This is a genomic window from Halomonas sp. KHS3 (genome assembly GCF_000830495.1).
Classification (GTDB): domain Bacteria; phylum Pseudomonadota; class Gammaproteobacteria; order Pseudomonadales; family Halomonadaceae; genus Vreelandella; species Vreelandella titanicae.
Genome location: NZ_JWHY01000011.1, coordinates 79713 through 91973, shown reverse-complemented (window position 1 = coordinate 91973; position 12261 = coordinate 79713). Strand labels below are relative to the sequence as shown.

General features: G+C 41.9%; 7 protein-coding genes. 5 read left to right on the top strand and 2 right to left on the bottom strand.

Annotation, left to right across the window (positions count from 1 at the left end):
• Positions 1-10 precede the first annotated feature (10 nt).
• The 5 genes from fliD (RO22_RS20495) (at position 11) to RO22_RS20475 (ending at position 10007) form a co-directional block, all read left to right on the top strand.
• Positions 11-1372, top strand: a complete 1362-nt coding sequence (gene fliD / locus RO22_RS20495) for a flagellar filament capping protein FliD (RefSeq protein WP_027956931.1) — start codon at positions 11-13, stop codon at positions 1370-1372.
• A gap of 203 nt (positions 1373-1575) precedes the next feature.
• Positions 1576-2967 carry a flagellar filament capping protein FliD gene (gene fliD, locus RO22_RS20490; protein ID WP_041159260.1) on the top strand — a complete coding sequence of 464 codons (1392 nt, stop codon included), beginning with the start codon at positions 1576-1578 and terminating at the stop codon, positions 2965-2967.
• Positions 2968-3216: 249 nt separating this feature from the next.
• Complete coding sequence (locus tag RO22_RS20485; protein ID WP_041159259.1) at positions 3217-4437, top strand: FliC/FljB family flagellin; 1221 nt, start codon at positions 3217-3219, stop codon at positions 4435-4437.
• A 190-nt stretch (positions 4438-4627) separates the two neighbouring features.
• Positions 4628-9463 carry a TDP-N-acetylfucosamine:lipid II N-acetylfucosaminyltransferase gene (locus RO22_RS23950; RefSeq protein WP_052475735.1) on the top strand — a complete coding sequence of 1612 codons (4836 nt, stop codon included), beginning with the start codon at positions 4628-4630 and terminating at the stop codon, positions 9461-9463.
• A complete protein-coding gene (locus tag RO22_RS20475; RefSeq protein ID WP_052475734.1) occupies positions 9456-10007 on the top strand; it encodes a class I SAM-dependent methyltransferase in 552 nt (183 codons plus the stop codon). Before RO22_RS23950 ends, RO22_RS20475 begins: the two co-directional genes overlap by 8 nt.
• A gap of 63 nt (positions 10008-10070) precedes the next feature.
• Here RO22_RS20475 and RO22_RS24330 read toward each other — a convergent pair whose 3' ends face one another.
• Both RO22_RS24330 and RO22_RS20465 read right to left on the bottom strand, forming a co-directional pair.
• Positions 10071-10919, bottom strand: coding sequence for a sulfotransferase family protein (locus tag RO22_RS24330; protein ID WP_084625510.1), 849 nt, complete (start codon positions 10917-10919; stop codon positions 10071-10073).
• Complete coding sequence (locus RO22_RS20465; RefSeq protein WP_041159257.1) at positions 10916-12019, bottom strand: DegT/DnrJ/EryC1/StrS family aminotransferase; 1104 nt, start codon at positions 12017-12019, stop codon at positions 10916-10918. Before RO22_RS20465 ends, RO22_RS24330 begins: the two co-directional genes overlap by 4 nt.
• Positions 12020-12261 lie beyond the last annotated feature (242 nt).

Below are 12261 nucleotides of genomic sequence, written 5' to 3'. Positions count from 1 at the left end.
ACGGTAAAGTATGGCTTCCATTTCATCACTTGGTATTGGCTCAGGCCTGGATCTCAACGGCTTATTGGATCAGTTACAAGACGCTGAGGAAAAGAAGCTTGTTCCGCTTGCGGCGCGGCAGGAAACCCAGCAGACCAAGATTTCCGCCTACGGGCAGTTGAAGAGCGCGCTCTCGCAGTTTCAAACTGCTGCTGATGCGCTCAATGACAGTGCTCTTTACGAAAGTCTCTCCACTAATGTGGGCGGTTCAGCCATTACTGCCGCTGCTGATGCGGAAGCGCAGCCAGGCAGCTATAACGTTACCGTTGACACTCTAGCCACTCGCGGCACACTTGCTTCAGAAGGGGTGACAGCCGCCGATGAGGCAATCACAGCTGCTGACCAAAAATTAACCCTGAACTTTGCTGATGGTTCCACTCAAGAGGTCGATATAGCGTCAGGCAGCACTCTGGAAGATATTCGCGATACAATTAACGCCACTGAAGATTCTGGCGTGAACGCGACTATCATTAATGATGGTACCAATTTCCGCCTTGCGCTTAGCTCTAGTGAAACCGGCGCAGATGCCTCTATCGCTGATTTCAGTTTTGACGGTACTGCCCCGTTCACTTCAGATACCGCCAATACGCTGCAAAGCGGTACTGACGCAGCGCTTACCGTCAACGGCATTGACATCACCAGCTCCACTAATAAGGTAGAAGGCGCTATCCAAGGTGTGACACTTAACCTTGAAGAAGAGGGTGATAGTACGGTCACCGTTGAGCAAGACACCCGCGCTGTTCGCGAGGCTGTGACCAGCTTTGTGGAAGCCTACAATGGCCTTAAAGACAAGATTGGTGATCTCACCAGTTTCAATTTCGAAACTGGCGAGTCGGGTGAGCTATTGGGCGATAGCACCGTCCGTACCGTCGAATCGCGCTTGCGCGGTGTACTGGGTGGGGCTGTTGAGGGTGAACTCTCCATTCTCAGCGATGTTGGCATTTCTCATAAGTACGATAGCGAGCTTGGGTATAGCAAGCTTGAGATCGATCAGGACAAACTTGATGATGCCATTGCTAATAACCAAGGTGCGCTTTCAACCTTCTTCGCAGGCGATACGGATGAGGCGGGTATGGCAGGGCAAATTAATACAGCTGTCGAACAATTACTTAGCTCTAATGGCCGAGTGGAAGGTGCGATTAGCGGGGCTGAAAATCTCAAAGCATCGCTTGTAGAGCAATATACCCGTATGGAGCAATCAATTGAGCAAACGATATCTCGTTACCGCACTCAGTTTGGTCAATTGGATGGCATGGTTGCGCAAATGAACCAGACCAGCAGTTATCTCACCCAACAGTTCGATGCGCTGGATGCGCAGCTAGGTCGAGGCTGATCCACTCTGCCGCCTAACCCCACCCCAAAACGCCTGTGCTAAGCAGGCGTTTTTGTTAGCAAAAGAAAAACAATCAATTTAGCGAAAGAAAAAGCGCTAAAGTTACCCGCTAATCAGCCGATAGGGTTACATATCACAATTGTCAGCGTACCCCCATGCGCTGAATGTTTCAGGTTTAGCCTTTTTACTGAGGAACAGTCAATATGGCGACGATAACCTCCCTTGGCGTTGGCTCGGGTCTTGACCTGACTGGCCTATTGGATCAATTGCAGAAAGCAGAGCGCGGTAAGCTTGCGCCGATTACGAAGCAAAAAGCAGATCAAAGCGCCAAAGTTTCAGCCTATGGTCAACTGCAAACATCGCTGAATGCTTTTAAAGATGTAGTAGGGAAAATAAACGATCCTAAGCTGTATCAAAGCCTTTCTGCCAACGTGCAGGGAGAGGGCGTAAAAGCAACAGCGACAGCCGATGCATTGCCCGGCAGTTATCGCGTTCAAGTTAGCCAGTTGGCCACTGCGGGTACGCTCGCGTCTACCCGCGTTGGCGATCAAGATGCTGCGCTCGACTTACAAGGGGCGACTGCGTTTCAGCTTAGCTTTGGCAGTGGCGATAGTGTCGATATCGCCCTAACAGCCGATAGCAGTCTAAGCGATATTCGTGATGCAATTAATGCAGACAAAGAGTCGGGAGTCAGTGCCTCTATCATCAATGACGGTACGGGCTATCGATTGGCATTGAGTTCCAAGGAAAGCGGCGCTGAGGCCTCAATCAATAGTTTTAGTTTTGTTGATGGCGGTGGTGTAGCTGTGGCTGGCCCCTTTAGTGAAGATGCGGCTACCCAGCAGATGGGCAAAGATGCTGTATTGAAGGTAAATGGAATTGATATCACCAGTGCCAGTAACCAAATTGAAGATGCTATTCAAGGCGTTACACTCAACATTGCAAGTTTAGCGTTGGAAGATGGCGAGACGGCTACCAGCACGGTAAGCGTTGAGCGCAACACCCTAGCGTTGCGCGAGGCGGTAGGCGAGTTTGTTAAAGCCTATAATAGCTTGGAAGGAACAATTAATAACCTTACAAAATATGATAGCAAAACCCAAACTGCCGGTAAGTTGCTAGGAGACAGCACGGTACGCACCATTGAGTCTCGGTTGCGCAGTGTGATGATAGGTAGTGTTGCGGAAGGTGAGTTTTCTACCCTTAACCAGCTAGGCATTACCTTGCAGCGTGACGGTAAGCTAGAGCTCGATGAAGACAAGTTAAGTGATCTGGCGGCCAAGAGTCCCGACGCGCTCAGCGATTTTTTTGCTGGCAAAGATGAAGCGAGTGGCATGGCAGGGCAGCTAACCACGACGTTAACCAACTTATTAAGTGACAATGGAACTATCAAAGGTGCCATTACGGGAGCGGAAAATCGTGTAAAAAGCTTAGATGAACGCTTTGAACGCATGGAAAAGACGATAGAGAGCACCATCGCCCGCTATCGTAAGCAGTTTGGTCAGTTAGATGGCATGGTCGCCCAAATGAACCAAACCAGCTCTTACCTCACCCAGCAGTTTGATGCACTTGACGCTCAGCTAGGTCGCAAGAAGTAACGTTAACCAGAACCCAGAATGAACAAACGGCCTCCTATACTATGAGGCCGTTTTTGCAAGAGAAGCGCAACAATCATTATGTTTGCTAAAAACACTACTTGCATCACCTCTCAGTTACCAACTTTTACATCTTTTTTTACCACTTCCCCTAAAGAACCCCGCCGCGCTGCCGTTAATTAATATAACGGCACACAAAGTGGCCGAAAAGCGGGCCTTCAAGGCCAGTGTCCATGCAAGGAGATACACACCATGTCAGTGATCAATACCAATATCACAGCGATGATCGGCCAGAACAACCTGGCTAAATCACAGAATTCCCTGTCTACCGCTATGGAGCGTTTGTCCTCTGGTCTGCGCATCAACAGCGCTAAAGATGACGCCGCTGGCCAAGCCATCGCCAACCGCATGTCTTCACAGATCACTGGTCTGTCACAGGCTCAGCGTAACGCCAACGACGGTATCTCCGTTGCGCAAACCGCTGAAGGCGCCCTGAACCAGGTAAACGACAACCTGCAGCGTATCCGTGAGCTGGCCGTTCAGTCTCAGAACGACACTAACTCTGCTGATGACCGTGCTTCCATTCAGGACGAAATCGATCAGCGTCTGACTGAGATCAACCGTATCTCTGATCAGACTGACTTCAACGGCGTTAAAGTGCTTGCTGACGACCAAAGCCTGTCTATTCAGGTGGGTGCCAACGACGGTGAGTCTATCGACGTTGCCTTGGAAAAAATCACTGCTGGTACTCTAAACCTTGCCAGCTTCAATGTTAATGGCCCACAAGGTACTTCGACTGATCTTGCTGCAGCTGGTGGTGCTACAGCAACTGCAGCATTTGAAAAAGCATACGGATCCTCAACTGCTGTTGTAGGTAGCTCTGTCAATGACTTCGCAGCTGACCTTGCAACAAAACTAGGTGTGTCAGCCGGTGCCATTACAGTAGATACGGGTTCTGCCAAAGTTGATGAAGCCGGTAATTGGTATGCTGAAGTTAACATTGAAGCTCAAAATGAATCAGAAGTTACAGCCCTTAAATTGCAAGGCTTTGATATTGCAGGTACTGGCGCCGCTAATGCTCAGGACTTCAGCGTAGCGCTAGAGCCTTCCGAGGCCGACATTACTACTGATCAAACGGAAGCTGCGTTTACCGTTGCTGGTGGTGAGTTGTCAGCTAAAGACCTGTTGAACGGTGCAACTGCTAATCCGATGGAGCAGCTTGATAGTGCTCTGAAGCAAGTCGACGAGCTGCGTTCTGGATTAGGTGCGATCCAAAACCGTTTCGAGTCTGCGATCACCAACCTGCAGACCAACGAAACCAACCTATCCGCTGCTCGGTCACGTATTGAAGATGCTGACTACGCAAGTGAAGTCGCTAACATGACCCGTGCTCAGATCCTGCAACAGGCTGGCACCTCTGTACTGGCACAGGCAAACCAAACACCGCAGAACGTACTGTCTCTTCTGGGATAATTTTTAGTTAAGACAAGTACATATAAGGCAGGCCTATGGCCTGCCTTTTTTGTTTAAAATATTTACTTATAATTTTCATTCTAGTCTCTATTTGCAAAATATTTCACGGTGGCTGTGTCTTTTTTTAGATTTATTGATTAGCATGAGAGCTATGGTTATGTGCATATGCTGATTATAGTGAAGGTGTTTGATGAGTAATATTAATAATTTGAAGAAAAAAGCAATCGAGTTTTTAGATGATAAAAACTATCAAAGTGCTTATGACGTTTTTGCGACACTTGATAATATCGGCGCTTGTGATGCTAAGGATTACGCAAAATACTCGGAGGCATCTTATTTTCTAGGGCTATATGATGAAGCTGAGGAGTATTTGCTGAAAGGGTATGAAGTTGAAAAACGTAATCCTGGTATTTGCTACGGATTAGCTTATTTGTTGAGTAAGAAGGGGAAGAATGAAGATGCACTTATTTTTGCAGAAGCGGCATGCCGATTAAAGCCAAAAAAAGGTGAATATCTTTCACTTAAAGGCAATATATTGATGTCATTGCATCGTTATAAAGATGCATTGTCTTGTTATGAAAAAGGGGTTTCTATAAATCCAAATAGTTTTGCATTACATAATAACCTAGGGAATGTGCTCAATAGCCTTGGGCGATTAGAAGAAAGCCTTGCAGTATACAAAAAAGCCATCTCGTTTCCTGACAGTACCTCACTTGCGTGGTCAAATTATTTAACAACTGCGCATTATCATCCAGAGATTTCTGAAGCTAAACTGCAAAAAATATGTATGGAATGGGGTAGAAGTTTTGATTTAACAGAAACCAAAGAGTTTAACGTTTTATTAAAAAAAGAAAAAAAAATTCGTATTGGCATGATATCTGATGGTTTTCGTAGCCATCCTGTAGGCCATATGATAATTTCAGCATTAGAAAACTGTTCTTCATATCAATTTGATTTTTACTTTTATAGCTCGAATAATCATTGTGATGATGTTACTGAGCGTTTTAAAAATATCGCCAGTAAATGGCAAGTAATTGACCACTTAGAAGATTCAGAATTTTGTTCACTCGTCGTTTCTGACTGTGTTGATATTTTTGTTGACTTGTCAGGCCATAACTCCGGAAATCGAATGATGGCTGTGGCCATGAGAGCAGCGCCACTTCAGATTAAATGGGTTGGTGGGCTGATAAATACAACAGGCGTTAAAGCTATCGATTATCTTATCTCTGATAGTATTGAAACACCATTAGGGGTGGATGATCGATATGTTGAAAATTTAATTCGATTGCCAGACGACTATATATGCTACTCTCCACCTGTGTATGCTCCTTTAGTATCTTCTTTGCCTGCGATTAAAAATGGGTTTGTTACTTTTGCATGTTTTAATAATGGTAAAAAGATAAATGACGTTGTAATTAGTCGTTGGGCAGAGATTTTACATCGAGTGCCACGTTCAAAGTTATATTTAAAGAGTATTCAATATGAATCGAAGGAGATGAAAGATCATATTGAGCTAAAAATAAAAGACTTAGGTATATCAGCTGATCGATTAATTATTGAAGGGCCATCCCGCCATAGAGAATTACTTGCCTCGTACGAAAATGTAGATATTGCTTTAGACCCTTGGCCTTATTCTGGTGGTTTAACGACTTGTGAGGCTTTGTTAATGGGAGTTCCTGTTATCACGCTTCCTGGGCCAACTTTCGCCGGAAGACATAGTGCCACCCACTTAGCCAATGCAGGTATGCCGGAGCTAGTAGTAAATAGTTGGGAAGATTACCAAGAACGTGCTATTTCGTTAGCCAGTGATTTAGATAGTCTTGCTACTATTAGGCAACACTTGCGTCAGGCCTTATTAGAATCGCCTGTATGTGATGCCACTCGTTTTTCAAGACACTTTACTGATGCGATGCGTGCCATTTGGCAGCGCCATTGCGAGGGAAAGCAGCCAACTGCTTTAACGTTCGATAAAACGGGGCAGGCACAATTTACAGACGAAGAAACACCCGTTGATGTTATTTATGCAGAAAATTTCGAAACCGAGGCAGACGAGTTCAGCTGGTCTTTACCTAGCAAGATTATAGTGTTAGATAACGGTTCAGAGCTTATCCGGCAGCAAAGTCTTGTAAGCCTAAGGAAGCTAAAAGCCTTTGGTATTGTTTCATTCGACCCTGCTAGCAGAGTGGAAAACCCGAATCAATTCGAAGGTAGCGACGACGTACAAGTTTTCCCACATGCTGTGCTTGGGAATGGTACCACAGCGACGCTTTATGCGTGCTTAGATCCAGCATTGAGCAGCACCCTGGAACCGCTGCCAGCGGAACAACAGTACGGAGCTAACCCAGCAGGTGCAAGCGTGCTTGCTAAGCTTCCGATCAATACCATCGCGTTAGATAGCATCGAAGGGCTGGAGAGTCTGGATTGGTTAATTCTAGATGATCTAAGCGACGCCACTGCAATCCTTGAAAACGGCGAAAAAGCTCTTAAAGATACGCTAGTCACTCAAGTGCGTATTGCCTTTCAGCCAACGCATAAGCATCAGCCTAATTTAGCTGAAATTCAGCATTGGATGTCACGCCACGGCTTTCGTTTCTATCGTTTCAATAACCAACAGCACTTAAGCCACCTGCCGGATAGCGTATCTGCAGAAATTCGCCAAGCTACCGAACTTCAAAGTGCCGATGCCATTTTCCTGCCCACTCACGAGCGGCTGGCTGAGCTGAGTGAAAACCAGCGCTCCAAACTGGCTTTTCTGTTGCATACCGTGTATGGCATTACAGATATGGCATATGAGGTGCTGGTTAAAGTAGATGAAAAAAAAGCAGAAAAATACTTATTTGAAGAAAGACTGCTGAACCCCAGTATTGATGAATCCAATACTGATAGCCTGAAGGAGTCTAGCCCTAGATTGGCGTACTCCCCGGCCAATAGTGAGCAATTAGTGTCTGATAGTGCATCGACATATAATGATACGCTGAATGGTGATGCTGAGTTACCACAAAGCGACGTCCAAGAATCAGCGCATAATGATGTTGCACGTAATTCTAATCTTACGAAATCTCAGTTGCATAAGAAACCCACAGCCTTATGGGAACTTGATGGGCCAATCTATGTGATTGATATTGGTGCAAACCCTATTGATGGCACCCCTCCTTATGCAGGGCTGCTTCAGCGTGGTTTGGTTAATCTGATCGGTTTCGAACCACAAAAAGACGCTCTTCAAAAGCTTCTAACAATGAAGGGGCCGAATGAAACGTATTTGCCCCACGCTGTTGGTACTGGTGAGAAAACTAAACTTTATATTTGCCAAGCCTCGGGCATGACTTCAACGCTAAAACCTAATAATCAAGTGCTAGATCATTTCCAAGGCTACCCAATTTGGGGGAAAGTTAAGTCGATCGAGGAAATAGATACTGTCCGGCTGGATGATGTCAGCGAAATTAAAAAAATCGACTGGTTAAAAATCGATATTCAAGGCGGCGAATTGAATGTATTTAAAAATGCTGTAACTAAACTAAAAAATGCACTGATTATCCAAACTGAAGTGAATTTTATACAGCTTTATGAAAATCAACCACTTTTCGCCGAAATTGATCAGTGGATGCGTGCAAATGGTTTTATGCTGCATACTCTTTTAGAGCAAAGGAGGCGCCTCTATGCCCCGATGAAAATCAACGGTGGAATTCATCAAGGCATTAATCAGCTGACAACAGCAGATGCTGTATATGTGAAAGATATTAATCGAATGGGTGAGCTTTCAGAAGATGCAGTGAAAAAGATGGCATTTATTCTACATGAGGCTTATGGCAGCATCGATTTTAGTCTTAAGTTGCTACAGAGTATCAGCCCAGAGTTTGGGAAGAAATATGTAGCTAAAATGAAAAGTTATTTGCCAATTAAGATGAAAAATATAAAAGGCCGGGAGTTGTTTCGTTCGCCTGAAAAAAAGATTATTCATATTTGTTTTAATAATATTCACATTCAGCCTTTGGTTAATACGCTAGCTGATGAAAGATTACTAGATACTGAACAATATATTTATGTAGAGAGATGTCGCTCAATACCAGGGTATGATGTTGATTTATCCAACAATAATAAAGCTATTTTTTTCGATTTTGAAAAAGACTTTGAAAGTGTGCTTAATAATTGTCTGAATGACGCAGTTGAAGGTGTTTTATTCCATGGGATTTTCTTTGAATGGCAGAAAAAAATTGTAAAACATATAGGCCTTAAAAAGAAGTTGGTGTGGATTATATGGGGTGGTGATTTATATTGTTGTGAAAAAGAAGATAATAACATGGCTGATTTAGTGAAAAATATAGACTGTGTGGCGACAGTTACATCTTCAGATTACGATGTTTTTGCTCGCATTTTCGGGAGGAAACCACACTTTGATTTTTTATATAAGTTGCCATTTGATGAAAATAAAGCTATAGAAAAGAAAGAGAAAATTATCATTGTTGGTAATAGTGGAGATGTTGGCAATAATCACATTGATATTTTGAATATTCTTTCTAAGAAAAAAGATATCGTTAATTATAAAATATTTATACCTTTTTCATATAATGTGTCTAATGAGTATGCTGGCTTTATTAAAAAACATTTGACGTCATGTGGTTTAGAAAAGAATACATATTTAATCTGCGAGTTTATGAGTAAAGAGGATTATTTCGCGTTAGTATCTAAGGCTGAAATTCTTGTTACTGCTCATGATAGAGCACAAGCAGGAGCTACGATTAATGCAGCTATTTATTATGGTACACACGTTGTACTTAAGGAGAAAATAATACACCATAACAGAAGAATTATAAATCCAATGTGGAAGCGTATAAAAGCAATGGGTGTCAATGCTGTTGATTTAGAAGAATTTTCTAAACTAGTAGGGATTGGAGAGATAAAAGATAAAAGTAAGGATGAAGTTTTATTGGAAAGAAAAAAACTTCTTTCTGCAAGGGGAGAAGATAGTGTAATAAATAAACTCAAAGACTTACAAGATTACTTACGCGAAGAGGGTGCAAATGGATAAGGATGAGGTTCGTATCAACTTGCTTGAGAGATTGCCAAAAAGGTCTATTGGCGCTGAAATAGGTGTGCATAAAGGAGATTTTAGTCAACTTATAATGCAATATGTTAAACCTGCTAAGTTGCACTTGGTTGATCCTTGGAAATATGAGAACGATAGCCTGTATTCTGAATCATGGTATGGCGGTTTGAGTGGTGGGCAAATTGAATTAAATGAGCGATTTGAACATGTGAATAATCGTTTTTCTAAAGAGGTAGATAATGGTGTAGTTCAAATACATCGTGCTGTTTCTGAGGCTGCGTTACTCCATTTTAATGATAATAGTTTGGATTGGGTTTATATAGATGGTAATCATTTATATGAATATGTAATGAAGGATCTTGCTCTTTCATATCAAAAAGTGAAACTCGGGGGTATGATTTGTGGTGATGACTATCAGTTAGGTGGCTGGTGGGAGGGAGGCGTGAAAAAAGCTGTTGATGAGTTTGTTGAAATGAACAGTCTCAGTGTTGATATTATGGGAAACCAATTTATCATTTTTAAATAACAATAATTTATCATTTTTGAAGTGGGTAGAGATTATCGTCTACCCATTTCGTAGTGTAAGTTATTATAAATAATTAAATAATTTAAGATATTTGACAGCTCTTTTTTCGAAGCGTTGAATATCTTTCGTTGTCATTTCTTTTTCGTATTTATATAGATTTGATGAATCCAAGGGAAGTTTGGTTTTTTCTTTCCATTGCAAAAAATCTGTAGGCTCGTCATTTTTAGTATAGAAGTCTAACATTTTTTTTGAGTAGCTAATGTTTAAATGCCTGCATATTTTCTTAAGTGTTTTTTCCGGGAACTGAATAAGACTTTCATAGGTTACAATACATGAGTTTCTATCATGCTCGTGTTCATGAATTATTAATGAAGTCGAGTTCCATTCGGTTGCTATTTCTTCAATAGTATTAGGCAATTGTGGACGGTATTTCGACTCTAAATCGCTTTGAGATATTTTTAAGTAAGACAGTGCAACATCCCTGCCATCTCGAATGATAAATATTTTTTTTGCGTTTGGGTGAAATTTATTTATTTTTTCTATTTCTTTGATGTAATGATTATTTTTATCTCCAATCATGGAGGGGCTTCTTTTTTGTTTTTTTGCGTAAGCTAAATAAACGCTAGTCGCTAGCTCTAAGTAACTACAAGGGCGTGTTATAAGGAGTTGATTTAGAATATCTCTTTCACTGACCCCCCATGTCTCAAATTTTCTACAATTAAATACATCTTTAGAAAATCTCAATAGAGACTCTTCAGAGTAAACTGTATTGCTTAGGTATGAGTCGGTTAACCATAATAGAAAACCACACTCAGGCGGAGCCAATATACCTGGATGACTGTTCAACATTAATCTTAAAAGCGAAGTGCCTGATCTTGGATTGCCTAATATGAAAAATAATGAGGGTTTCATTTTTTTTCCTGATTGATATGCTTGATGGCCTTATAAATACTTTCTTTTACTGTGTCTATCTTTAAGCCTGGATAGATTGGTAGGCATAGTATTTTATTGGCAATGCCGTGAGAAACTATTTTTCTATTGTTGTCTGTTACATAGGTTAGAGTTTCCAGTGAAGGATAGAAATATCTTCTTGGGTGAATGTTGTTTTCCATCAAAATGTTAAGTACTTTATTAGCAACTTCTTTGCTCTTGAATACTGCTGGAAAATAGGAATAATTTTTAGTTGAATTCATGCTGTTGTCTTGGAACTTAACAAGTCCTTTTAAAATTTCCTTATATTCTGTCCAAATTTCCTTTCTTGCACTGAGGTTTTGATCTATCTCGTCTAACACCGCTAGACCCATCGCTGCTTGCAACTCATTCATTTTAGCATTAATACCCAACCCTTCTATTACCTCTGGTCCAGTGATGCCGAAATTAATCATTTTCTTAGCGCGCTCTAAGTCTTCCTTACGTTTGAATATGATAGCGCCACCTTCACCTGTGTGAAAAAGTTTGGTTGCGTGAAAGCTAAGAGTTGCAGCGTCGCCATGCTTAAGTAGGCTTTCACCTTTGTAGTTTACGCCAAAGGCGTGGGATGCATCATAAATAACTTTTAATTGATGCTTTCTAGCAATGTTGTCGATTTTTTCTACTTCACATGCATTGCCAAAAACGTGTACCGGGACAATTGCTTTTGTGTTAGGTGTGATTGCAGCTTCAATTAATGTCGGGTCAAGGCACCAAGTATTCTGGTTGATATCGACAAAAATGGGTTCTATACCTTCCCATTTAAGTGAGCTCGCTGTAGCCACAAACGTAAAGGGAGTAGTGATAGCTTCGGTAGGTTCTACGTGACCACTAATACCTAAAGCACGATAAGCAATTTGAAGAGCTAATGTTCCATTGGCAACTAGAAGGAGATTTTCTACACTTAAATATGATTCCAATCGCTTAGTAAGCTCTTTTACAAGTTCACCATTATTTGTCAACCAGGCGCGTTCATAAATACCATCAATATAGCGGTCGAGTCTCTCGCGGTTGGGTAGGTAGGGCTTAGTTACTGGAATCATAATATCCCTTTAATTGAGCGTAATAGGTCTCTATTATGTTTATACATTATTTCAAATGTCTTTTGTAGTCTTCATTGCCAGAAGTTTGTTGATATTATTCATTCAGCGGTTTTAAGTATAGCTGTTCTTGTAATTTGTGTGATTTTATGCATTTGAGTGAGTTTCAGTCAGCACTGCGTATTCAAAATCGTATAAAAAGGCTGTCAATGAGATCTGTAATATCTATGATAGGCCGTGTTGTC

Coding starts and splice junctions, on each gene's coding strand:
- RO22_RS20465 (WP_041159257.1), bottom strand. CDS start 12,019: ATGATTCCAGTAACTAAGCCCTACCTACCCAACCGCGAGAGACTCGAC.
- RO22_RS24330 (WP_084625510.1), bottom strand. CDS start 10,919: ATGAAACCCTCATTATTTTTCATATTAGGCAATCCAAGATCAGGCACT.
- RO22_RS20475 (WP_052475734.1), top strand. CDS start 9,456: ATGGATAAGGATGAGGTTCGTATCAACTTGCTTGAGAGATTGCCAAAA.
- fliD (WP_027956931.1), top strand. CDS start 11: ATGGCTTCCATTTCATCACTTGGTATTGGCTCAGGCCTGGATCTCAAC.
- RO22_RS23950 (WP_052475735.1), top strand. CDS start 4,628: ATGAGTAATATTAATAATTTGAAGAAAAAAGCAATCGAGTTTTTAGAT.
- RO22_RS20485 (WP_041159259.1), top strand. CDS start 3,217: ATGTCAGTGATCAATACCAATATCACAGCGATGATCGGCCAGAACAAC.
- fliD (WP_041159260.1), top strand. CDS start 1,576: ATGGCGACGATAACCTCCCTTGGCGTTGGCTCGGGTCTTGACCTGACT.